Genomic DNA, 23,131 nt, shown 5'->3' with positions numbered 1-23,131 from the left:
GCGCTCAGCCTAGGCGTGCAGGCAGGCGCAGGCCGCGCAATACGTCGGCGCCGGACATCGGACGCTTGCCCGGGCGTTGGGCTTCGAGGATTTCCAGCGCGCCCGTGCCGCAGGCGATGGTAAACCCGTCGAGGATCTCGCCCGGTGCGCCGCTTCCCTCTGCCGGGGCGGCGCGCAGCAGCTTGATCCGTTCACCCGCGATTTCGGTCCAGGCACCCGGGAAGGGCGAGAGCCCGTTGATATGCCGGATCACCTCATCCGCCGGGCGCGTCCAATCGACCTGCGCCTCCGCCTTGTCGATCTTCGCGGCATAGGTCACGCCATCCTCGGGCTGCGGCTGCAGGATCAGCGAGTCGATCTCGGACAGCGCGTCGAGGATCAGCCGCGCGCCCATCGCGCTCAGCCGGTCATGCAGCTCGCCCGTGGTCTCGGTCGCGCCGATCTCGGTCGCCTCGCGCAGCAGAACCGGCCCGGTATCGAGCCCGGCCTCCATCTGCATGATGCAGATTCCCGTCTGGCTGTCGCCCGCCATGATCGCCCGGTGGATCGGGGCCGCCCCGCGCCAGCGCGGCAAAAGCGAGGCGTGGATATTCAGGCATCCCTTCGCGGGCGCATCCAGAATGGCCTGCGGCAGGATAAGCCCGTAGGCCACCACGACCGCAATATCGGCATTCAGCGCGGCGAAGGCCTCGCGATCCTCGGGGGCTTTGAAATTCCGCGGGGTGCGCACCTCGATCCCCAGTTCCTCAGCCTTGGCATGAACCGGAGAGGGGCGCTCTTTCTTGCCGCGACCGGCGGGGCGGGGCGGCTGGCTATAGACGGCGACAACCTCATGCGCGCCGGCCAGCGCCTCCAGAACGGGGACGGAGAACTCCGGCGTTCCCATGAAGATGACACGCATCGCTTAGCCTTTCGCGAGTTTCTTCGACTTCTGCACCAGCATCTTGCGGCGCAAGGGCGAGAGATGATCGACATACATCTTGCCGTTGAGGTGGTCGATCTGGTGCTGGACGCTCGTCGCCCAGAGGCCCACGAAGTCGCGGTCCTCCATCTCTCCGGCTTCATTGAGGAAGCGCACCGTCACCGCGCGCGGCCGCTCGATCGGGGCGGAGATACCCGGCAGGTTCGGCGAGGCCTCTTCATGCTTGCGCATCTGCACCGACGCATGAAGTACTTCCGGATTCGCCATCCGCACGGCCTGACCGCGCTTGTCGGATGCATCGACCACCGCGAGCCGCATCATGATGCCAATCTGGGGGGCGGCAAGCCCGACGCCCGGCATCGCATCCATCGTCTCGACCATGTCGTCCCAGATCATCCGAACGGTCTCGGTGATCGTCTCGACCGGCTCGGCGGGGCGATGCAGGCGGCGGTCGTCGTAGGGGATGAAGGCGCGCGAAGCCATCAGAGGATCGGATCCTTGGCGGCGCCCGAACGGGCGCGCTCGCGCTTGAGCTTCTCCATCTTGCGGGTGATCATCTTGCGCTTCATCGGACCGAGATAGTCGATGAACAGCTTGCCGTTGAGGTGGTCGAACTCGTGCTGCGCGCAGGTCGCCCAGAGCGCGTCGAACTGTTCTTCATGGCTTTGCCCGTCGAGGCCGAGCCACTTCATCCGCACCTCGGAGGGGCGCGTCACCTCGGCATATTGATCCGGGATCGACAGGCAGCCTTCCTCGTAGACATTGGTCTCTTCCGAGGTCCAGCTGATCTCGGGATTGATCAGGACCATCGGCTCGGGGGCCGCTTCCTTGTCCTTCACGCAATCCATCACGAAGATCCGCTTCATCACGCCGACCTGAGGCCCGGCCAAGCCGATGCCGGGCGCGTCATACATGGTCGCGAGCATGTCATCGGCGAGCTTGCGGATCTCGTCGTTAACTTCGGGCACCGGCTCGCAAGCCTTTTTCAGGCGCGGATCGGGATGGATCAGGATCGGTCGTAGCGTCATGGGCAGGGATTTAGGCGAAGCAATGCGTCTGTGCAATGGCAGCGGTGATTGTGCCAGTGACAAAACGCCGTTTGTAACCCGGCTTTGCTTTTGCTCAGATGCGCCCAATTCGACCAATAAGAGGCCCAGATGAGCAAACCCGACTTCGACGAAATCATCGACCGCGTAGGCACCCATTCGCAGAAATGGGACGGGATGGAAAAGTATTACGGGGTTTCGCCGGAAGACGGGATCGCGATGTGGGTCGCGGACATGGATTTCCGCCCGCCCACCTGCGTGCAGCGCGCGCTCGAGGATATGGTCGCGCAGGGTATCTATGGGTACTGGGGCGGCGAGGACGAGTACCGCGCCGCAATCCAGTGGTGGATGCGCGAGCGCCACGGCTGGGAGATCGAGCCGGACTGGATCTTCACGACTCACGGTCTGGTCAACGGCACGGCGCTCTGCGTCGATGCCTATACCGATCCGGGCGATGCGGTCGTTCTGATGACGCCGGTCTATCACGCCTTTGCGCGGGTCATCCGTGCGGCCGGGCGCGAGGTGCGCGAATGCCCGTTGAAACTGGTCGATGGCCGCTACGAGATGGATTTCGACGCCTGGGACGGGCTGATGACGGGGGCCGAGAAGATGCTCGTCCTCTGCTCGCCGCATAATCCCGGCGGGCGCGTCTGGACCCGCGCGGAGCTTGAGGCCACGGCGGCTTTCGCGAAGCGCCACGGGCTGGTGCTGGTCTCGGACGAGATTCACCATGACATCGTGATGCCGGGCGAAACTCATATCCCGATGGCGAATGCCGCGCCCGATCTGCCGCTGGTGATGATGACGGCCACCACGAAGACCTTCAACATCGCGGGCACGCATACGGGCAACGTGATCATCTCGGACCCGGATCTGCGCGCCCGATTCGCCACGCGGATGTCGGCCTTGGGTATCTCGCCCAACAGTTTCGGCATCGCGATGGCGACGGCGGCCTACAGCCCCGAGGGGGCGGCGTGGGTCGATGAGTTGAACGCCTATCTCGATGAGAACCGCCGGATTTTCGATCAGGGGATCGCCGAGATCCCGGGGCTGCATTCGATGCCGCTGGAAGCGACCTATCTCGCTTGGGTCGATTTCTCCGGCACCGGAATGGAGCCGGAGGAATACAAGTCGCGTGTTTTGAAGGACGCGAAGATCGCGGTGAATTTCGGGGCGACGTTTGGGGTAGGCGGTGAGACCTTCCTGCGTTTCAACCTCGCCACGCCGCGGGCGCGGGTGCGCGAAGCGGTCGATCGCTTGCAAGCCGCCTTCTCTGATCTGCAATGAAAAAAGGGCCGGTTTTCCGGCCCTTTCCTTTGAAATCTCGGTCTCGCTCAGATCTTCGTCAGGTAGCCCGACAGCGTCGGCCCTTCCTGCGCGAAATCGAGCGCCGCGCGATCGCTGACGGGCGTTTCGCGCTTCACCGTGCAGATCAGTTCGTTCCCCTGAATTTCCGAGGCCACGATCAGGCAGGTCGCGACGTGCTTGGCGCCGTCATAGAGATCGACATGGCCGCGCAGATGCGAGACCTCGTCGGCATCCAACGCGAAGCCACCTGGCACCCGGCGCAGCACCGGCCAGATCTGACCGCCCGCGAGAACACGCAGGCGTGCCTTTTTGGCCGCATCGCGCTTCTGCGCGGCGCGCAGTCCTTCAAGGACCTCCTTAGGCAGGAATTCCATGACATCCTCCAACAGCTTCCCCGTGATCCATGCTGATCACCTCAATGTAAAAAGCAAGTTAACCATTCAGACGATCCGATTCTGCGGCTGCAAAGAGTGCTGAAATTGCAACGGCTTGCATGGCCGCCGCATCGGGTTGTCGCGCTGGGCCGCGCGAGATAGCGTCGAGGGTGACCGCGCAACCCGGAGGCTCTCATGCGTAAAGCTCTGCTCACCCTGAACCTCGCTCTCTCGCCCGTACTCTCCCCCGGTTTGGCACAAGCCGAGTGCGGCGGTAGCTGGTCCGGTTTCCTGTCCGGGATTCGCAGCGATCTGCAGGCGGCTGGATTGAACGCGCAGCAGGCCGACGCGTTCCTCGCCGGTGCGCGGCAGAATCAGGCCGTGTTGCGGGCGGACCGGGCGCAGGGGGTGTTTCGCAAAACCTTTCTCGAATTCGCGAGCGCGGTGATCAGCAAGAACCGGATGGTCAACGGGGCGAAGAATGCCAAGCGTTATGCGAAAACCTTCGACCGGATGGAGCAGACCTATGGCGTCTCGCGCGGGGTTCTGCTGGCCTTCTGGGCGCTCGAGACCGATTACGGCGCGGTGCAGGGCGATTTCAACACGCGCGATGCGCTGCTGACGCTGGCCCATGATTGCCGCCGACCCGAGCTGTTCCGCCCGCAGGTGATTGCCGCGGGCGAGCTGTTCCGGCGCGGCGATTTCGATCCCAAGCGAACCACCGGTGCCTGGGCCGGGGAAATCGGGCAGGTGCAGATGCTGCCCGAGGACATCCTGCACAACGGGGTCGATGGCGATGGCGACGGGCATGTGCGCCTGAAGACCTCGGCGCCCGATGCGCTGATGTCGGGGGCGAAGATGCTGCGCGATCTGGGGTGGCGCCCGAACGAGCCGTGGATGCAGGAAGTGAGCGTCCCCGATGACCTCGATTGGTCCCAGACCGGGCTCACCACCGAATTGCCGGTCTCCGAATGGGCGGCGCGCGGGGTCCGTGCGCGGCAGGGGCAGCTTGCGAGCAAACTGCGCGGATCGATCCTTTTGCCGATGGGGCGCAAGGGGCCCGCCTTTATCGTCTATCCGAATTTCCGTGTGCTGTTCGAATGGAACAAGAGCTTCGTCTACGTCACCAGCGCCGCCTATTTCGCGACGCGCCTCGAAGGGGCGCCGCGCCTCGATCCCGGCGCGCCCGAACCGGGGCTGAGCGTGTCGCAGATGAAGCGGTTGCAGGATAAGCTGGTCGCGAAGGGCTATGACGTGGGTGCGGTCGATGGCATCCTCGGCGCCAACACACGCAACGCTGTCCAGAGCGCGCAAGAGAGGTTCGGACTGCCCGCGGATGGTTGGCCGACGCGCGCCTTGCTCGATCGGTTGTGACCGCGTCGGGGCGGGAGGTCACCCCGCTGCGCCGCCAAGTGCGAAGAAATCGAGGAACGGGCTTAGCAGGTAGCGGATCGGAGAGACCGGTGCGGTCTGCAGGAAAACCTCGGCGGGCATACCGGGCACGAGCAGCCTGCGTTCTTCCGCGTCGAGCTCGTCCATATCGAAGGTGATCCGCGCTTCGTAATAGCTTACCCCGGTCGCGGGATCGGTCAGCGTGTCCGGGGAGATACGCGTGATCGTGCCGGTCACGTCGCTCGAGATTCGCCGCGACAGCCCCGGAAAGCGGAGGATCGCAGTCTGGCCTGCCTCCAGGCCGTCGATATTGGTCGGATCGACTTGCGCATTGACGATGAGCGGCCTCCCCGTCTCGACGATTGCCATCGCCATCTCCGCCGGGCGCAGCACCGCATGCGAGCCGCGCAGGCGCACATCGTGCACCGTGCCGCTGACTGGCGCGCGTAGGGTGCGCCGCGCCAATTCGCGGCGCAGATGTGTGGTGCGCGCTGAGAGTTCGATGGCGCGCGCATTGCTGGATTCGAGTTGCGATTCGATTTCCTCCCGGCGTTGCCATTGCAGCCGCGACGCGGTGAGCACCACGCCGCCGCTTTGCACCGTGAGCTGCGTTTTTTGGGCGCTTAAGGCGCCGAGTTGTCGCTCCAGCGAGACCTGTTCGCGGGTGAGGGCGAGGATTTGCGCCGATGTGGCGAGGCCGCGATCCTTCAGCCGTTCGCGGAGCGCGAGTTCCTTTTCGATCAACCGCTCTTCGCGTTCCAGCGCCGTGACCTGCGCATCGAGCCCGTCGCGCTGCGCGCGGATTTGCTGCAGCTGCCGCGCCATTTCGGCGCGTTGCTGAGCGAAGGACTGTTTGCGGGCTTCGAACAGGGAATTCTGCCCCTCGACCAGATCGGTGACATCCGCGCGGAGCTTGGCCGCCTCCAAAAGCTGCCTCGGATAAGGGACCGTGTTCGCGCCGTCCCGTTCGGCTTGCAGCCGCGCGCGCTGCGCCTGCAGGGCGAAATCCGAGGCTTCGACGATGGCCAGCTCGGTCCGGATGTCGTCCGAGGCAAGGCGCATCAGCACTTGGCCACGGGTGACGTGATCGCCGCTTTTGACATAAATCTGTTCGATGGTCCCGCCGGTCGGATGCTCGATCACATGGCGGGAGCTGTCGACTTCGATCCGTCCTGAGGCCTGGATCGATCCGGCGAGCCGCGTGACGGTGAGCCAAAGGGCGGATCCGATGAAGAGGGCGACGATCGCCGCGAGGCCGAAGCTGATCGGGACGCCATGTTGCGAAGGGGTGCAGCAGGTGCCCCCTTGCCCGGAATGGATGCAGGCGTCGCTCACGCGGCGTTGTCCGCGCGTGGAACCACGCGGGCCTTCGTGGCCGAGGCGATCATGCGCTTGAGGACGTCGTCACGCGCGCCGAGTGCGCGCTGCGCCCCGTGATCGAGTACGAGGATGCGTTCGCATTCGGCGAGCGCGCCGGGGCTGTTGGTCATCACGATCGCCGCGCCGCCGCGCGCCTTCAGATCGCTCAGCATCGTGTGCAGACAGGCCCCGCCATCTCCACTGAGCAAGAGGTTTGGCTCATCGAGAATAAGCAGGATCGGGTCGTGATAGAGCGCCCGCGAAAGCGCGACGAGCTGGCGCTGGCGATCGGAGAGCGAAGCCCCCTCGAACTCGATCGGCGTGTCGTAGCCCGCGGGCATTTTGAGAATCATCTGGTGCGCGCCGGCGCGTTTGGCTGCGGCGATGACCCGGTCCATGTCGGGCGCGAGGTCGAGCCGGGCGATATTCTCGGCCACGGTGCCGGGGAAAAAGGTTACCGATTGCGGCAGGTAGCCGATCAGCCGCCCCAGATTGTCGCGGTCGTATTGATCCAGCGGCACCTCGTCGAGGCGGATCGTGCCCGAGCTTGGATGGGAGAAGTTGCACAGGCTGCGCGCGAGAACAGATTTGCCTGCGCCGAGCGGGCCGATCACCCCGAGCGCCTCCCCGGGTTCGAGCGAGAAGCTGATCATCTCGATCGCCGCTCGGTCGGAATTGGCGGGCCGGACGGTGATGTCTTCGACGGCCAGGCGCGCCTTCGGGCTCACCCATTCGGTGCCCTTTTGCTCGGGCGGGTGAGCACCGAGCAGGGCCGCCAGCCGGTCGCGGGCGACGGTGGCGCGTTGCCATTGCGTCCATCCGCCCACGGCAAGCTCGACGGGCGCGAGCGATCGCCCCATCAGGATCGAGGCGGCGATCATCGCCCCCGCGCTCAACTCGCCTTGCAGGACGAGATAGGCGCCAAGCGCCAGCATCGAGGTTTGCAGCAGCATCCGTAGCGCGCGCATCGAGGCATGGAAGCTGCCGCTGAGATCGGTGGCCCGAATCGCGTTGTCCATCGATTCATGCCGCGCCGCCTGCCAGCGTTTGAAGCCGCTTTCGCGCATTCCGAGCGAAACGACCGTTTCGATCTGGCGGAGAAAATCGTTTCCGAGATACCGGGCTTTGTTCTCGAGCTGCGTCGTCTCTTCCATACGCCCGCGCGTGACGAACTGTGTGGCGAGAGACAGCAGGATCAACGTGGCCCCTCCGGCGAAGGCCAGAGCGCCGAGCCACGGGTGGAACACAAACAGCACTCCGAGATAGAGCGGCGTCCAGGGCAGATCGAACACCGCCGCCGCGACCGGGGAGGCATAATAGCGCTGGACGATTTCCAGATCGCGCAGGGCGTTGTTGGAGGACCGCTCTTGCGTGTTGATGGTGGCGTCGATGATGGCGGCGTCGAAGACGCGCCGCTCGAGGCCGCGCTGATGATCCGCCCCGATTCGGGCGAGCAGGCGACCTCGAGCCCAATCAATGACGCCCATCATCGTGAAGAGAAAGGCCACCAGCAGGAACAGGTTGATCAGCGTCGGCAAGGACCGCGCGGGCAGCACGCGGTCGTAGACCTGCAGCATGAACAGCGGCCCTGCGAGAACGAGCAGATTAATGAAGGCCGCGAATATAGCGACCAGCACGAATTGCCTTCGTACCCGGCCCAGCAGCCGGGCCATCTCCCGTCGCCCTTTGACGATGTTGCGTTTGATGATGGCTTGATCGGTGTTGGAATATGGCATCGTGCTCTCCCCGCGATGACGGGCGCTGATCGGAGCGCCGCGCTTGGCAAGGGTGATGCGAAGGCGCTGAACGGGGCGTTAATTTCGCCGCTCCTTTTCCCGTCAATTCGATCCATTTCTTCCGGAACTCCGGAGTTCTGAGCGACTCGCGTTGCGGCAAGACCGGATGCGCCCTATCTATTTCAGGACCTAAGCCGCAACGCAGGGGGGAGCGACTTTGGCGCAGGAATTAGAAAAGAGGGCCTCGGCGCGCGTCGGCGTGCGGTGGTCTGCGGTGGCTACGATGACGGCGCTTGCGCTGGGGTTGGCCGCCTGCGCACCTGCGCCGCCCGCGACCGGCATTCAGGACCCTTACGAGGCGGCAAATCGCAAGACGCATGAGTTCAACAAGAAGCTCGACTCGGCCTTCTTCCGCTCCGATTCGACCGATGGCAGTGGCCCCGGTCCGGTGACGAAAACGCTCTATAATGTCGGCAGCAATCTCAGCCTTCCGGGGAAGGTGCTCAACTCTCTGCTGCAAGGACGACCCGAGCCGGCCGTGAAGAACACCTTCCGATTCTTCATCAACTCGACGATCGGGCTGGGAGGGATTTTCGATCCGGCAGGGACGGATTTCTCGTTGCCCGAGACGGATACCGATTTCGGCGAGACGCTACATGTCTGGGGCGTGGGCGAGGGTAATTATCAGGAATTGCCGGTCTTCGGGCCGTCCACGACGCGTGATACAGTCGGGATGGTCGTCGATTTTGTGATCGACCCGCTGGGCGCGCTGCCCGACAAGGAGCGCATCGCCGCAGGGGCGCTACGCTTCGGCGGCAATGTCGCGAAGCGCAACATGTATGGCACCACTGTCGATTCGATCCTGTATGACAGTGCCGACAGCTATGCCCAAAGCCGGCTTCTGTATCTGCAGAACCGACGCTACGAACTCAATGGCGAGGAGGCCACCGATGCGAATGCCTACGATCCCTACGAAGACCTTCTGCCGCAATAGGCGGCAGGTTCTGGGCCTCGGCGCGGCGGGTCTGGCGGCGGCGATGGTGCCGGGGTCGGCATATGCGCTGACCGATGCGCAGGCGCGCGCACTGATCCAGAAAGCGGTGAACGAGGTCAACGCAGCCATCGCCTCGGGGCGCACCGGGCCCGCGCTCTATGCGATGTTCGAACGGATTTTCGCGCGATATGCGGATGTGAACGTCATCGCGCGTTCGGCGCTGGGCGTGGCGGCGCGGCAGGCGAGCCCGGCGCAGCTCGCGGCCTTCACCAAGGCGTTCCAGGGCTACCTCTCGCGCAAATACGGCAAGCGGTTCCGTGAGTTCCAGGGCGCGAAGTTCCAGATTCAGGGCGCCCGCCCGATCAAAACCTTCTACGAGGTGAAGACGCTCGCGACCCTGCCGGGGCAGGCGCCGTTCGAGGTGCTGTGGCAGGTCTCGGATCGCTCTGGCAGCGACAAGTTCTTCAACCTGATCGTCGAGGGCGTGAATATGCTCGCCTCCGAACGGGCTGAGATCGGTGCGATGCTCGACCGGCGTCGCGGCAATATCAACGCGATGATCGAGGATCTGAAACGGGCCGGCTAAGCGGCGCAGGCTTCGGCCTGGCAAGACGCCGTACCAAAAGAAACGCCCGGGCCAGTGGCCCGGGCGTTTCTTTTGTTTCGGCTCGGTCGCTCAGTTGCTGCCGAAGATGTTGAGCAACTCGTTGAGGATCGACTGCGACGGATCGCGCCGCTGCCGCTGGGGCTGGGCGGGCGCTTGACCCGCGCTCTGGCTTTGACCCTGAGACTGCTGAGCCGGCACCTGCCAGTCGCCCGGATGGGCCATCGGCAGCGGCTTGGGGTCTTCGCCGTTGAGCACACGCTTCATCGTTTCGTGGAAGATCTCGGCGGGCAGGCCGCCCCCGGTCGTCCCTTTCAGCGGCGTGTTGTCGTCATTGCCCATCCAGACGCCGACCACGTAATCCGAGGTGAAGCCCACGAACCAGGCATCGCGCGCGCTCTGCGTGGTGCCGGTTTTGCCTGCGATCTCGTAGCCGTCGATGTTGGCGCGGCGGCCGGTCCCGTGCAGCACGACCTGACGCATCATGTAGGTCAGCTCCTGCGCCGCTTTCTTCGAGATCACGCGCTCGCCGATCCCGCCGGGCTTGCCGAAGAGCGGCTGGTCGTCGCCTTTCAGCGTCAGCGAGGTCAGGCCATAGGGCTGCACCGAAGAGCCGCCATTGAGGATGCCCGCATAGGCCCCGGTCATGTCGAGCAGGTCCGATTCCCCAACGCCGAGCGCCACTGAGGGGAGGTTCGGAAGGTCCTGCGCGAAGCCGAACCCTTCCGCGACCTTGATGACATTCTCGCGCCCCACCGCTTCGGAGACGCGCACGGTCGCCACGTTCACCGAATGCTCGAGCGCCGTGGTCAGCGTGATCGGCCCCATGTAGCTGCGCTCGTAGTTGCGCGGGCTCCAATCGGGCGAGCCGGGCATCTTCACCGTGACCGGCGCGTCATCCACCATCGAATCCGGGGTGTAGCCCAGATCGAGCGCAGTCGCGTAGACGAAGGGCTTGAAGGTCGAGCCGGTCTGACGCTGCGCCATGGTGGCGTGATTGAACGCACCCGAGACCTTCGTGGCCCGGCCGCCCACCATGCCGCGCACGGCGCCATCTGCGCTCATCACGACGATAGCGGATTCGGCCTTCGAGCCTTTGGAGACCTTGTTGTCGTAGACCGACTTCATCGCGTCTTCGGCCGCCGACTGGATGCGCTGATCGAGAGTCGTGTTGATGACCACATCCTCGGTCGTGTCGCGCGACAGGAAGTCTGGGATCGTGTCCATCACCCAATCCGCGAAATAGCCGCCCGCGCGTTTCTGTGCCGCCTGGCTCAGCGTGGCGGGGTTGTTCTTCGCGTCGAGATATTGCCGATCCGTCAGGTAGTTTTGCTCGTGCATGAGGTTGAGCACGGTCGCGGCCCGTTCCTGCGAACGCTCGAGGCTCGAAGTCGGGGCGTAATAGCTAGGGGCTTTCAGAAGACCCGCCAGCATCGCCGCCTGCTGCGGATCTACATTGGCCGCCGAGATGCCGAAATAGCGCTCCGACGCGGCTTCGAAGCCGCGCGCACCCGCACCGAGATAGGCGCGGTTGAGGTAGATCGAAAGGATTTCATCTTTCGAGTATTTCAGTTCCAGCGCGAAGGCGTAGGGCACTTCCTTGATCTTGCGGCGCAGACCGCCCGAACGGCAGTCATTCTCATAGGCCGCTTCGTTCTTCCATTTCTTCGGGTCGAACTTCACGCCGAGGCACAAGAGCTTCGCGGTCTGCTGCGTGATGGTCGAACCGCCGTTGCCGTCGAACGGTCCGCGCCCCTCGCGCATGTTGATTGCCATCGCCGAGGCGATGCCGCGCGGCGAGATGCCGAAGTGGTGGTAGAAGCGGCGGTCTTCGGTCGCGACCACGGCGTCGCGCAGATAGGGCGAGACGTTCTTCGCGTCGATCTGGCCGCCGAAAGTCTCGCCGCGCCAGGCGAAGACCTTGCCCTGATCGTCGAGCATCGTGACCGAGCCGCGGGTGCGGCCGTCGAGCAGCTTCGTGTAGTCGGGCAGGGTCGAGTAGAAATACAGCGTCGCTGCGCCCACCACGAGGGCGACGATCATTGCGAGGCGCCAGCCGACGCCCCATACGACCCGCCAGATCAACCGAGCGAGGCCGATGATCAGACCGGTGACCGGCCCGTTGCGCCGCGGCGGCTTGCCTCGGCCACCTCCGCCGTTACCTCCACCCCGGCGCGCATTCTTGCGCGGCTTGGTGGGCTTCGATGCCTTGGGAGGCTGCTTCGAAGAGGAATAGCGCTTGTCAGCCACGAGGCGCCCGCGCCCTCCGCCTTTCTGAGTCATCTGCCTGTTCCGCTGCCTGCGTTTTAATTGCGCGCAATCTACACGGGCCGACCCGAGATGTGCACCCGCGAAAAATCACGTTTCAGATTTGCAATGTGATTAAAAAAGCGGCAAAGCGCACAAATTGTGCAAATTTGAGCCAGAATCCGCTGAGGCTGCTACTCGGACGGAACCTCGTTTCCTTGTGCGAAAGGGGCACAGCGGGCCTTTTAACACCGTGCGATGTCACCAAGCGGGCATCGAAAGGGCTGAACAAGGAAGGGATGTCAGGTGAAACTCATCATTGCAGCAATCAAGCCGTTCAAGCTGGAGGAGGTGCGCGAGGCGCTCACCACCATCGGCGTGCGCGGAATGATGGTGACCGAGATCAAAGGCTTCGGTGCCCAGTCGGGTCACACGGAAATTTATCGTGGTGCCGAATACGCCGTGAACTTCGTGCCGAAGGTCAAGCTGGAGATCGTCGTCGCGGACGGCCTCGCCGACGAGGTTGTCGACACGATCATGAAAGCCGCGAAAACCGACAAGATCGGCGACGGCAAAATCTTCGTTCTCGATGTCGGGCAGGCGGTTCGCGTGCGCACCGGCGAATCCAATGACGACGCGCTTTAAGGCGCGACAGGGGGAAAGTAGGAAAATGAACAAGCTTTCGAAAATCACCGGCCTTGCGGTCGCTCTGACCGCGGTGGCTCTGCCGGCGCTGGCGCAGGATGCCGCCGCGCCCGCGGCGATGGATCCGCCGGCCAATGAGATCGGCTTCATCCTGAACACCTTCATGTTCCTCGTCACCGGCTTCCTGGTGATGTGGATGGGCGCGGGCTTCTCGATGCTCGAGGCTGGCCTCGTGCGTTCGAAGAACGTGACCATGCAGTCGCTCAAGAACATCGCGCTCTTCGCGATCGCGGCGATCATGTACTACCTCATCGGCTACAACCTGATGTACCCGGGCGACGGCTGGTCGATCAACGGCGTGCTCGGTGCCTTCTCGACCACCTCGCTCGAGCCCGTTGGCGTCGGCGCGGATTCGGTCGACCTGACCTACGCTTCGGTCGGTTCGGACTTCTTCTTCCAGCTGATGTTCTGCGCCACCACCGCGTCGATCGTTTCGGGCACCCTGGCCGAGCGCATCAAGCTGTGGCCGTTCCTGATCTTCACCGTGATCCTGACGGGCTTCATCTACCCGATCCAGGCTTCGTGGAAATGGGGCGGTGGCTTCCTGGACGCCGATTTCGGCTTCCTCGACTTCGCTGGCTCGACCGTCGTGCACTCGGTCGGTGGCTGGGCAGCTCTCGCAGGCGCTCTGATCCTCGGTCCGCGTATCGGCAAGTATAAGGACGGCAAGGTCCAGGCTATGCCCGGTTCGAACCTGACGCTCGCTACGCTCGGTACCTTCATCCTGTGGCTCGGCTGGTTCGGCTTCAACGGCGGTTCGCAGCTCTACATGAACACCGTGGGCAACGTCGCCGATATCTCGCGCATCTTCGCCAACACCAACACGGCAGCTGCCGGTGGCGCGATCGCAGCGCTGATCCTGACCCAGATCCTCTACAAGAAGCCGGATCTGACCATGGTTCTCAACGGCGCTCTGGCTGGCCTCGTGTCGATCACGGCTGAGCCGCTGACCCCGAGCCTCGGTGCAGCGACCATCATCGGCGCGATCGGCGGTATCATCGTGGTCCTGCTGGTTCCGATGCTCGACAAGCTGAAGATCGACGACGTCGTGGGCGCTATCCCGGTCCACCTCGGCGCTGGTATCTGGGGCACGCTGGCTGTTCCGATCACCAACCCCGACGGCACCTTCTACGGCCAGATCGTCTCGATCATCATCGTCGGCATCTTCGTCTTCGTGGTCTCGGCAATCATCTGGTTCATCCTCAAAGCCGTCATGGGCATCCGCGCCCCGGCCGAGGACGAGATGATGGGCCTCGACAAGGCGGAACTGGGCATGGAAGCCTATCCGGAGTTCGTCAACTAAGACGCCTCATCCAAGACAAAGCGAAAGGCCCGGGAGCGATCCCGGGCCTTTTTCATTGCGTCTGATGTCGGCTTACTCGGTGACCGGAGCGCCTTGTTGCTTCTGCTGCCCGCCGCTGTTCTGGTAATCCGGCTTGCGCAGGAAGAAGACGAGCGGGATCGCCGCCAGCGTGACCCACATCATGAACTTGAAGTCGTCCACGTAAGAGATCATCGCCGCCTGCTGCGTCGCGAGGTTGTTGAGCACCGTCAGGGCCGCTTCCCGCGACATGCCGCTCGCGCCGTTCATCACGCCCGAGAGGTTCTGCGGATTGATCGCAGAGACGATCTCGGAATGGTTCACCGCGATATTGTGGGTGAGCAGCGCGGTCACGATCGAGATCCCGATGGACGAGCCGATATTGCGCAGAAGCGAGAACAGCGCCGTGCCGTCGCCGCGATATTCCGGGGCGAGCGTTGCGAAGGCCAGCGTCGAGATCGGCACGAAGACCGAGCCCAGCCCGAAGCCCTGAATCACGCCCGAGATGATGATCCATTTCGGCCCCATCTGCGGCGAGAAGGTTGACATGATGTGCAGCGAATAGGCGGTTAAGGACAGGCCGACCACCACGAGAATGCGCAGGTCGATGACCTTCACCAACCGCCCGATCAGCAGCATCATGATCATCGCCCCCACGCCGCGTGGTGACATCACGAGGCCCGTCGTCAGCGTCGGGTAACTGAAGATGTTCGACAGCATCGGCGGCAGCAGCGCCAGCGAGGCGAGCAGGATGATCCCGATCACGAAGATGAACAGCAGCCCCATCGAGAGGTTGCGGTCGAGGAACATCTTCGGCTCGAGGAAAGGCTTTTTCGCGCTGAGAATCCACACGAGGAACACCCAGAATCCGCTGATCGCGAGCGCGGCCTCGATCCAAATCTCGCGCGAGGCGAACCAGTCGAGATCGGACCCACGGTCGAGCATCATCTGCAGCGACCCGATCGCCACGGCCAGTGCCGCGAAGCCGAAGAAGTCGAAACCGATCTTCTTCTTGGGGGTCTCGGGCAGGAAGAAGGCGGAGCCCGCGATGGCGATCATCCCGAGCGGCACGTTGATGTAGAACACCCAGCGCCAGTTGATCACTTCGGTCAGATAGCCGCCCAGCGTCGGGCCGATGATCGGGCCAAGCATGATGCCAGCGCCGAACATCGCCATCGCCTGCCCGTGCTTCTCGCGCGGGTTGATGTCGAGCATGAAGTTCTGCGCGAGTGGCACGATGGCCGCACCGAACACGCCCTGCATGAGGCGGAAGATCACCATCACGTCGAGCGACCACGCGATCCCGCAAAGCATCGAGAAGACGACGAAGCCGATCACTGCGACCATGAAGATTTCGCGCCGCCCGAAACGGTTGGCAAGCCAGCCCGACAGCGGCGTCACGATGGCTGCGGCCACGATATAGGAAGTCAGCACCCAGTTGATCGTATCGCGCGACGCGCCGAGGTCGGCGCGCATGTCGGGCAGGGCCACGTTCGCAATCGTTGTATCGAGCACCTGCATGATCACGGCCAGCATCAGCGACGCCATAATCAGCGCGCGATGCGGCACGTTATGCGGGTCGATCCCCTTGGGTTGTTTCTCTGCGGCCTCGGCCATGACTTACTGCCCCTGTTGGGTCGTGCCCGCCACCGCGGCCGAGCTGTTCGCCTTGTCGAGGATGCGCTTGTAACGCGGCTGCGAGGCGGTATCGACGGTGACGCTGGCCGAAAGACCTGCGCGCAGGCCGTCGAGTTTCGCGTCGTCGTCGAGACGCAGGCGCACCGGAACACGCTGGGTTACTTTCACCCAGTTGCCGGTCGCGTTCTGTGCCGGAAGGATCGAGAACTCGGCCCCGGTGCCCGCGCCGACCGCATCGACCGTCGCGTGATATTCGCGATCCGGGAAGGCGTCGAATTCGACCGTGGCCGACTGGCCCGCTTGCATATGGGTCAGCGAAGTTTCCTTGAAGTTCGCGATCACCCAGACGTCGCTGGTATCGACCAGCGTGAAGAGGCTGGCACCGGCGCCGACCATCTCGCCCGCTTTGAACGAGGAGGCCTGATAGATGATGCCGTCGGTAGGCGCATCGACCTCGGTCTGCGAGAGATTGTACTTGGCGTCGTTGACCGCCACGATCGCCGATTTCACCGAAGGATGCTCGTCCACCTGAATCTCGGGATTGCCGTTGAGCGCAACCTTGGCCGACGCCACTTTCTGCTTGGCCGCGGCCAGCGTGTTCTGCGCCGCTTGCGTCGCCGTGCGCTGCTGGTCGAGCGCCTGCTGCGTCGTAGTGCCGGATTTGATCAGCTTTTCCTGACGGTTCAGCTGTTTCTCCTGATACGCCGCGTTATCCGCTGCCTGTTTCTCGTCGGCGAGCGCAGCCTTGTAGGAGGCGCGAAGCTGTTCGACCTGAAGGCGGGCCTGCGACAGTGCGGCCTCTGCCTTGGCCAGCGCCAGCTCATATGGCTTCTTGTCGAGTTCGAAAAGCGGCGTGCCTTTTTTGACGTGCTCGTTGTCATGCACGAACACTTCGGTCACACGGCCCGAGATTTGCGAGGCGACGGGGATTCTCGCCATCTGGAAATTGGCGTTCTCGGTGCTTTGCGAGCCACCGGCGCTCAGCCAGTACCACGCGCCGCCCAGCACGATGAGGGCGGGCACGAGAATGAGGAGCCAGAATTTCGGCCCCTTCTTCTGTTTCTGTTTCGGTTGGTTTGCCGCGCTGTCCGCGGTCGGGTTCTGGTCACTCATGATGTGTCTCTGACGTGGAGGAGGTGTCTTCGGAGAGGTTACGGATGATCGCCCGAAGGGTGTTCAATGCGGTCGCGACTTCGTCATCGCTCAGCCCGGCCAGTGCCTGCTCGTAGATGTCATCCGCGATGGAGCGAGCATCCTCGAAGGCGTTGCGCGCCTTGGCCGAGGGATGCACGAGCTTGACGCGTCGATCGTTCGGATCAGCTTTGCGGCAGACCCAGTCGGCTTCTTCCATGCGGTCGACGAGGCGCGAGACCGAAATCGGTTCGATTTCGAGCAGCTCGGCCAGTCGGGCCTGCGGCAGCGCGCCTTCCTTCTTGAGGTAGACGAGAAGCCGCCATTGCGCGGTCGTCAGGCCGAACTCGTTGGCGCGTGCCTCGAAGCGACGGCGGATCAACCGCGTCGCGTCGTGCAGGAGAAAACCTAGGCTCTGATCGGGCATCCGGGGCTCCGTTGAAATTAAAGTAAGCCTCTATATTATGAGCCTGCTTATTATTTCAAGTGCGCAATGCGGAAAAATCCGCCAAGAAAAACGGCGGCCCGAGTGGACCGCCGTTTCGAATTTTCGTGTTGTCGGAAGCGGTTAGACGCCTGCGTCGATCAGCGCGCGGGCCAGAAGCGGCACGCTGTTTTTGTTCAGGCCCGCGATGTTGATACGCGAGTCGCCGACCATGTAGATCGCGTTGCCTTCCTTCATCGCAGCGACCTGCTCGGGCGTCGCACCAAGGCGCGAGAACATGCCGCGGTGCTCTGCCACGAAGTCGAAGCGGTCGGAGTTGGACAGCTTGCGCAGCTCGTCGGCGAGTTGCTGGCGCAGCTCCAGCATGCCGGTGCGAACCTCTTCCAGCTCGGCTTCCCAATCGGCGCGCAGCTCGGGATCGGTGAGCACGCGGGTGACCAGCGCCTGCCCGTGATAGGGCGGGAAGGAGTAGGTCTGACGGTTAAGATAGGCGAGGTTGCCCTGAACGGTCTTCTTGGTCTCTTCCGAACCCAGAACCATCAGGCAGCCGGTGCGCTCGCGATAGATACCGAAGTTCTTCGAGCAGGACGCCGCGATCAGCACTTCCGGCAGACGCTCGGCGATCAGGCGGGTGCCTGCGGCATCGGCTTCAAGACCGTCCCCGAAGCCCTGATAGGCGAGGTCGATCATCGGCACGGCGCCGGTCTCTTTCAGAAGGTCCGCAACCTTGCCCCATTGCTCGAGCGTCAGGTTCGCGCCGGTCGGGTTGTGGCAGCAGCCGTGCAGCAGCACGATGTCGCCTTCCTTGGCGCCCTTCAGGTCTTCCATCATCGCGTCGAAATCGACCGAGCGGGTCTCGGCATCGAAATAGCGATAGGTGGTGAAGTCCTGATCCATGAATTTCAGGATCGAGAGGTGGTTCGGCCAGGTCGGATCGGAGACCCAGATCTTGGTGCCGGGGTTCGCGATGCGGGCAAGCTCGAAGCCCATGCGGCAGGCGCCGGTGCCGCCCACGGTCGACAGGCAGGCCAGACGATCGGCCGGGTAGCCCTTGCCCAGAACCATCTCGGCCATCGCCGCATGGAATTCCGGCTGGCCGGCGAGGCCCGCGTATTTCTTGGTGGTCTCGTTGTCCCAGACCTGCTTTTCCGCCTTGTGGATGGCGCGCATGATCGGGGTTTCGCCTTCGGCGTTCTTGTAGACGCCGACGCCGAGATCGACCTTCTGGTCGCGCTCATCGGCGCGGTATTCTTCCATCAGCGCAAGGATCTTGTCCGGCGCCTGCGGCTTGAGATTGTTCAGCATCATGCTTCTCCCGTTGCGACCTTGAGGTCGTTATACATGCCCCATTCCGACCAGGACCCGTCATAGAGCGACCAGTCGGACTTGCCGATCAGTTCGAGCGCGAGCGACAGGATCGCGGCGCTGACGCCGGAGCCGCAGGTCGTGATCGCGGGCTTCGACAGGTCGACGCCGGCGGCCTCGAACAGGGCCTTGATCTCTTCTGGGGATTTGAAAGTGCCCTCGGGGGTCAGCAGTTCGCCGAAGGGCAGGTTGCGCGATCCGGGGATATGACCCGAACGCAGCCCCGGGCGCGGCTCGGTGCCGTTGCCGAGGAAGCGATCGTTCGGGCGCGCGTCGATGATCTCGTGATCGCCGAGCTTGCTGGCATGGGCGACCTGCGTGACGTCCTTCACCAGACCGGGGTGGCGTTGCACCGTCATGTGACGGTCGCGCACCATCGGCGGCATGTCTTCGAGCGGGCGGCCTTCGGCCTCCCATTTCGGCAAACCGCCATCGAGCACCGCCACATCCGTCTTGCCCATCAGGCGGAAGGTCCACCAGACGCGCGGCGCGGAGAAGACGGAATGCTGGTCGTAGATCACGACCTGATGGCCGTCGCCCACGCCCATCGCGCGCATCCGCGAGATGAACTTCTCGGGCGGCGGCGCCATATGCGGCAGATCCGAGCGATTATCGGCGATATCGTCGATGTCGAAGAAGCGCGCACCGGGAATGTGCTTAGCGTCATAGGTCGCCTTCGCATCCCGCTCCATCTGCGGCAGGAACCACGAAGCGTCCAGAATGCGCAGGTCGGGGTCCTTCAGATGGGCAGCAAGCCAATCCGTCGATACGAGCGTTTTCGGGTCATCCATCGTCATGCGCCTCTTTTGCCGGTCGGGATTGCTTAGACTCAGCGGCGCGCAAGACGCAAGGGCAGGGCGGGTAAATCCGCCCCGTGTCCCTAGTAATTCTGCTTCAGAAGGCGCTGTTTCTGGCGGTTCCAGTCGCGTTTCGCCTCAGTTTCGCGCTTATCGGCCTGCTTCTTGCCCTTCGCGATCCCGATCAGGACCTTCGCGATGCCCTTCTCGTTGAAGTACATCTTCAGCGGCACGATGGTCATGCCCTCGCGCTGGGTGGCGTTCCACAGGCGCGCCAGCTCTCGCTTGGACACCAGAAGCTTGCGCTTGCGCCGCTCCTCATGGCCGAAATGCGAGGCTTGGTTCAGACTCGCGATATAGGAGTTGATCAGCCACAATTCGGCATCCTCGACCGAGGCGTAGCTCTCGGCGATGTTCGTCTGACCGACGCGCATCGATTTCACCTCGGAGCCTTGCAGCACGATGCCCGCCTCGAGTGTGTCCTCGACGGCGTAGTGATAACGTGCCTGCCGGTTCTCGGCGATCAGCTTGGAATTGGGGTCTGAATGCTTTGCCATAGTCGCATCGAGATAGGGCAGGCAAGCGGCTCTGTCCAGTGCGGCACCGCTACGCTTGACGCCCGTGCGGTGGCGCGAAATAGCTAGGGCAGGAGGAACGCCCATGATCATTCAGATCGCCATCGGTTCGGTGATGATGCTTTTGACCGTTTGCATCGCCGCGCTCAGCGCCTGGGCGATCGAGGCGACATTCTCGCGGCTGCACTGGTGGATGCTGCGTGAGCCGCACCGCCCGAAACTGATGCTTATGGTCGTCGTTGCCGCGCTCTGGGCGCTGGCGATGGTCACGGCGGGCGTCTGGCTCTGGGCCTTTTGCTTCCGCATCCTGGGCGTGTTTAACACGATGGAGCAGTCGGTCTACTTCTCGCTCGTGAGCTTCACCACGCTGGGATACGGCGACATCCTGCTTTCGCATCAATGGCGCATCCTTGGCGGGATGGCGGCGGCGAACGGACTGCTGAACGTGGGGCTTCTGACCGCGCTGCTGGTCGAGGTGATCCGGCATGTGCGCAAGAGCCAGCTGGAAGCCCGGGCCGAGCGTGGCGCGAGCTGAGCTGCTGTGCTCGCGCGCGCGGGTGCGCACGCGAGCTATATATCCGTCAGTCGAGCATCAGCGCGTCTTTGACGATCCCGGTCAGCATGTCGGTCACCGGCTGCATCGACTCTTCGTCATAGGAGCGGAAGCCCACCGTCACGTGATCCGTGTCCTCGGGCGTCTGGTACACGAAGATCGTGTAGGGGCAGTACTGGAAGTTGGTGATATCCGCCTCCATCACCTCGCGCGACGTCTGCGCCGAGCAGAAGGAGAATACGTCCGCGCCGGTGAAAAGCGTCTTGGTGCTGCCGACCGCGTCTTTCGTGCGCTCCAGCATGTCACCGGTATGGCTGACGTGATCCACCACGAGCCCCGCGCCGATGATTGCGTTCTGCACTGCGAAGGTGACGTTGTCGAAGGTGTCTTCGGTGGTCCAGGTATGGGCGTCCTCGGCCGTTGCCGCGCTCGCCCCCACTGTGATGACCGCCGCGAGTGCGGCGCCGATGAAGCGTTTCATCTCTCTCTCCCTTGTCTCCCGATCGGACGACTTTGCGCCGTCCGTTGATCCAGTCTCGATACTGGCGCGTATTTTTATACGTGCCTAGAGGTAACAATGTCGCTGTAAGCTCCGAAGTGTAAGCGACGGGCACCGCCCCATATGTAGGGGCAGAGAGGAGATTTCCATGCGCAAGATAAGACCGAACGATCCGAGCTGGGCCGATGTGACGCCGAAGGCCGACTTCCTGAACCGCCGCCAAATCATGGCCGGCGCAGGCGCGATGGCGCTTGGCTCGATTGCCGGGCCCAGCTTTGCCAGCATCGACGCCAAGCCCTCGAAATTCTCGACCGACGCCAAGCCGAACACCCTCAAGGAGATCACCTCCTACAACAACTTTTATGAGTTCGGCTGGGACAAGTCGGACCCCGCGCAATATGCGGGCCAACTGGTCACCGACCCGTGGTCGATCGAGATCGACGGGATGGTCGACAAGCCCGGCTCCTATCCGCTCGACGATATTCTCAAGCCCGTAACGCTCGAGCAGCGCATCTATCGCTTCCGCTGTGTGGAGGCGTGGTCGATGGTCGTGCCGTGGATCGGCTTCGAGCTGTCCAGTCTTCTGAACCGCGTGGGCGTGCAGCCGTCCGCGAAATACGTGGCCTTCCAGACGCTCTACCGTCCCGAGCAGATGCCGGGGCAGAAGCAGGGCGGTATCGACTGGCCCTATGTCGAGGGGCTGCGCATCGACGAGGCGATGAACCCGCTGACCATTCTCGCGACCGGTCTCTATGACGAAGAGATGCCGAACCAGAACGGCGCGCCGGTCCGCCTGATCGTGCCGTGGAAATACGGCTTCAAGTCGATCAAGAGTATCGTGAAGATCTCGCTGACCGATAAGCAGCCGCCGACGACGTGGAACCAGTTGCAGCCGCGTGAATACGGCTTCTATGCCAATGTGAACCCGAAAGTGGATCACCCGCGCTGGTCGCAGGCCACCGAACGCCGCGTGGGTGCGGGCCTCTTTGCCGGCCGTCAGGAGACGCTGATGTTCAACGGCTACGGTGACGAGGTCGCGCAGCTCTACAAGGGCATGGACCTCGCGAAGTATTACTGATGATCAGCGCAACCCTCTCCGCCCCGATCAACACCGCACTGCGGCGTGTGCCCAGCTGGGTCGTCTACCTGGCAGGACTGATCCCGCTGGCATGGGTGGTCTGGCTGACTCTGACCGGCGGCATCGGCGTCGACCCCGTGAAAGCGATCGAGCATCGCCTCGGCAAGATCGCCCTGTGGTTCCTGATCGGCGGGCTGGCCATCACACCGGCGCGCCGATTCCTCGGCATTAACCTGATCAAGTATCGCCGCGCGGTGGGCTTGCTGGCCTTCTTCTATGTGGCGCTGCACCTGATCGCCTGGGTGGTGCTGGATATGGGGATGCTCTGGGCACAAGCCGCGGCGGATCTCATCAAGCGCCCCTACCTCTTCTTTGGCATCACGGCTTTTGTGCTGCTGATCCCCTTGGCTGTCACGTCGAACAACGCTTCGATCCGCAAGCTGGGGAAGAACTGGCGGCGGATTCACATGCTGGTCTACCCGGCGGTGGCGCTCGGCGTGATTCACTACCTTTGGCAGATGAAGGTGATTTCCAGCGAGGGTTGGCTCTGGCTTGGTGTTTTCCTCGCTTTGATTGCTGTTCGATTCCGTACGTTTCGCTGGTGACTCGGTTGGTTTGGTTTGCTGCCCTTGGGGCAGGGTGCTCAGGAGGTTTCGCGGGGGCGGGTGATTTGCGCAAGATTCTTCCCTGCGCTGGTTCGGGGTGAATTGGGTGCATTTGCGGTGGTGTTGAAAGCGTAGCGATTTCAGTGTGTTGCGTTGTTCTTTCGAGAAAAGTGACAGTTTTTCGAAAAAGGCACTTGCGACTCCGCGGAGTGATCCGTAAATACCGCCTCACCGAAGCGGCACACACCGCAACGGGGCGCCGGAAGGGATCGCAAGAGACTGAAGGCGAAGGAAATTTTGGAGATACGGTTGGCAGGCGGCGCCCCAAGGGATTGAGGCGAGGCCGGTTGATTTTGTCTCCGCGCTCTTTGACATTGATAGATATCTGAAGAGATATGCGGGCGGTTTGGTCGATGATCGATGCGGACCGGAGCATA

General features: G+C 63.1%; 23 protein-coding genes. 9 read left to right on the top strand and 14 right to left on the bottom strand.

The annotated features are described in order from the left end of the window. Positions 1-4 precede the first annotated feature (4 nt). The 3 genes from fmt to def (BMI85_RS17735) are packed head-to-tail and all read right to left on the bottom strand — an operon-like array spanning position 5 to position 1,950. Positions 5-901 (bottom strand): methionyl-tRNA formyltransferase, encoded by an 897-nt coding sequence (gene fmt, locus BMI85_RS17745; RefSeq protein ID WP_078602235.1) that lies wholly within the window; start codon positions 899-901, stop codon positions 5-7. Between the two features lie 3 nt (positions 902-904). Further along, entirely contained in the window at positions 905-1,405 is a 501-nt protein-coding gene (gene def, locus BMI85_RS17740; RefSeq protein WP_078602234.1) for a peptide deformylase, read from the bottom strand. After that, complete coding sequence (gene def, locus BMI85_RS17735; protein ID WP_078602233.1) at positions 1,405-1,950, bottom strand: peptide deformylase; 546 nt, start codon at positions 1,948-1,950, stop codon at positions 1,405-1,407. Before def (BMI85_RS17735) ends, def (BMI85_RS17740) begins: the two co-directional genes overlap by 1 nt. A gap of 129 nt (positions 1,951-2,079) precedes the next feature. On the opposite strand from def (BMI85_RS17735), the gene BMI85_RS17730 reads away from it, so the two are divergent. Continuing rightward, positions 2,080-3,255, top strand: a complete 1,176-nt coding sequence (locus BMI85_RS17730; RefSeq protein WP_078602232.1) for a MalY/PatB family protein — start codon at positions 2,080-2,082, stop codon at positions 3,253-3,255. 47 nt (positions 3,256-3,302) lie between these two features. Here BMI85_RS17730 and BMI85_RS17725 read toward each other — a convergent pair whose 3' ends face one another. Then, positions 3,303-3,650, bottom strand: a complete 348-nt coding sequence (locus BMI85_RS17725) for a hypothetical protein (RefSeq protein WP_078602231.1) — start codon at positions 3,648-3,650, stop codon at positions 3,303-3,305. Between the two features lie 195 nt (positions 3,651-3,845). On the opposite strand from BMI85_RS17725, the gene BMI85_RS17720 reads away from it, so the two are divergent. Continuing rightward, complete coding sequence (locus tag BMI85_RS17720; RefSeq protein ID WP_078602230.1) at positions 3,846-5,024, top strand: lytic murein transglycosylase; 1,179 nt, start codon at positions 3,846-3,848, stop codon at positions 5,022-5,024. An 18-nt stretch (positions 5,025-5,042) separates the two neighbouring features. Here BMI85_RS17720 and BMI85_RS17715 read toward each other — a convergent pair whose 3' ends face one another. Both BMI85_RS17715 and BMI85_RS17710 read right to left on the bottom strand, forming a co-directional pair. Then, positions 5,043-6,377, bottom strand: a complete 1,335-nt coding sequence (locus BMI85_RS17715) for an HlyD family type I secretion periplasmic adaptor subunit (protein ID WP_078602229.1) — start codon at positions 6,375-6,377, stop codon at positions 5,043-5,045. Beyond that, complete coding sequence (locus BMI85_RS17710) at positions 6,374-8,137, bottom strand: type I secretion system permease/ATPase (protein ID WP_078602228.1); 1,764 nt, start codon at positions 8,135-8,137, stop codon at positions 6,374-6,376. Before BMI85_RS17710 ends, BMI85_RS17715 begins: the two co-directional genes overlap by 4 nt. A gap of 283 nt (positions 8,138-8,420) precedes the next feature. Between BMI85_RS17710 and BMI85_RS17705 the strand changes: the two genes are divergently transcribed. After that, complete coding sequence (locus BMI85_RS17705) at positions 8,421-9,131, top strand: VacJ family lipoprotein (RefSeq protein ID WP_078551117.1); 711 nt, start codon at positions 8,421-8,423, stop codon at positions 9,129-9,131. Beyond that, the gene (locus BMI85_RS17700; RefSeq protein ID WP_078541733.1) at positions 9,094-9,717 is read left to right on the top strand and encodes an ABC transporter substrate-binding protein; all 624 of its coding nucleotides are present in this window, start codon (positions 9,094-9,096) and stop codon (positions 9,715-9,717) included. The genes BMI85_RS17705 and BMI85_RS17700 overlap by 38 nt, the downstream gene beginning before the upstream one ends. A gap of 90 nt (positions 9,718-9,807) precedes the next feature. Here the strand turns inward: BMI85_RS17700 and BMI85_RS17695 are convergent, their stop codons facing one another. After that, a complete protein-coding gene (locus BMI85_RS17695; protein WP_078602227.1) occupies positions 9,808-12,018 on the bottom strand; it encodes a transglycosylase domain-containing protein in 2,211 nt (736 codons plus the stop codon). Positions 12,019-12,288: 270 nt separating this feature from the next. Between BMI85_RS17695 and BMI85_RS17690 the strand changes: the two genes are divergently transcribed. Both BMI85_RS17690 and BMI85_RS17685 read left to right on the top strand, forming a co-directional pair. After that, a complete protein-coding gene (locus BMI85_RS17690) occupies positions 12,289-12,627 on the top strand; it encodes a P-II family nitrogen regulator (protein ID WP_078522388.1) in 339 nt (112 codons plus the stop codon). 25 nt (positions 12,628-12,652) lie between these two features. Then, the gene (locus BMI85_RS17685) at positions 12,653-13,990 is read left to right on the top strand and encodes an ammonium transporter (protein ID WP_088719786.1); all 1,338 of its coding nucleotides are present in this window, start codon (positions 12,653-12,655) and stop codon (positions 13,988-13,990) included. 72 nt (positions 13,991-14,062) lie between these two features. On the opposite strand, the gene BMI85_RS17680 is transcribed toward BMI85_RS17685, so the two are convergent. The 6 genes from BMI85_RS17680 to smpB all read right to left on the bottom strand — a co-directional run bounded on the left by BMI85_RS17680 (position 14,063) and on the right by smpB (position 19,941). Continuing rightward, positions 14,063-15,625 (bottom strand): DHA2 family efflux MFS transporter permease subunit, encoded by a 1,563-nt coding sequence (locus BMI85_RS17680; protein ID WP_078602226.1) that lies wholly within the window; start codon positions 15,623-15,625, stop codon positions 14,063-14,065. A gap of 3 nt (positions 15,626-15,628) precedes the next feature. Next, complete coding sequence (locus BMI85_RS17675) at positions 15,629-16,759, bottom strand: HlyD family secretion protein (protein ID WP_078602225.1); 1,131 nt, start codon at positions 16,757-16,759, stop codon at positions 15,629-15,631. Beyond that, positions 16,752-17,204, bottom strand: a complete 453-nt coding sequence (locus BMI85_RS17670; protein ID WP_078550760.1) for a MarR family transcriptional regulator — start codon at positions 17,202-17,204, stop codon at positions 16,752-16,754. Before BMI85_RS17670 ends, BMI85_RS17675 begins: the two co-directional genes overlap by 8 nt. Positions 17,205-17,345: 141 nt before the next feature. Next, positions 17,346-18,527, bottom strand: coding sequence for an amino acid aminotransferase (locus BMI85_RS17665; protein ID WP_078602224.1), 1,182 nt, complete (start codon positions 18,525-18,527; stop codon positions 17,346-17,348). Beyond that, a complete protein-coding gene (sseA, locus tag BMI85_RS17660) occupies positions 18,527-19,384 on the bottom strand; it encodes a 3-mercaptopyruvate sulfurtransferase (RefSeq protein ID WP_143595164.1) in 858 nt (285 codons plus the stop codon). The genes BMI85_RS17665 and sseA overlap by 1 nt, the downstream gene beginning before the upstream one ends. 83 nt (positions 19,385-19,467) lie before the next feature. Then, positions 19,468-19,941: an SsrA-binding protein SmpB gene (smpB, locus tag BMI85_RS17655; protein ID WP_078522393.1), complete on the bottom strand. Its 474-nt coding sequence runs from the start codon at positions 19,939-19,941 to the stop codon at positions 19,468-19,470. A gap of 103 nt (positions 19,942-20,044) precedes the next feature. Here smpB and BMI85_RS17650 point away from each other — a divergent pair, with 103 nt between their 5' ends. After that, on the top strand, positions 20,045-20,494 hold the full coding sequence (locus tag BMI85_RS17650) for an ion channel (RefSeq protein ID WP_078541739.1): 450 nt from the start codon (positions 20,045-20,047) through the stop codon (positions 20,492-20,494). 46 nt (positions 20,495-20,540) lie between these two features. Here BMI85_RS17650 and BMI85_RS17645 read toward each other — a convergent pair whose 3' ends face one another. Next, positions 20,541-20,993 carry a DUF302 domain-containing protein gene (locus tag BMI85_RS17645; RefSeq protein ID WP_078550754.1) on the bottom strand — a complete coding sequence of 151 codons (453 nt, stop codon included), beginning with the start codon at positions 20,991-20,993 and terminating at the stop codon, positions 20,541-20,543. 166 nt (positions 20,994-21,159) lie between these two features. On the opposite strand from BMI85_RS17645, the gene msrP reads away from it, so the two are divergent. Next, entirely contained in the window at positions 21,160-22,089 is a 930-nt protein-coding gene (gene msrP / locus BMI85_RS17640; RefSeq protein ID WP_078602223.1) for a protein-methionine-sulfoxide reductase catalytic subunit MsrP, read from the top strand. Further along, entirely contained in the window at positions 22,089-22,694 is a 606-nt protein-coding gene (gene msrQ, locus BMI85_RS17635; RefSeq protein ID WP_078602222.1) for a protein-methionine-sulfoxide reductase heme-binding subunit MsrQ, read from the top strand. Before msrP ends, msrQ begins: the two co-directional genes overlap by 1 nt. Positions 22,695-23,131 lie beyond the last annotated feature (437 nt).

It is taken from the genome of Thioclava sp. DLFJ4-1, from assembly GCF_002020145.1.
Taxonomy (GTDB): Bacteria; Pseudomonadota; Alphaproteobacteria; order Rhodobacterales; family Rhodobacteraceae; genus Thioclava; species Thioclava sediminum.
This window is presented reverse-complemented; position numbering and strand designations above follow the sequence as displayed.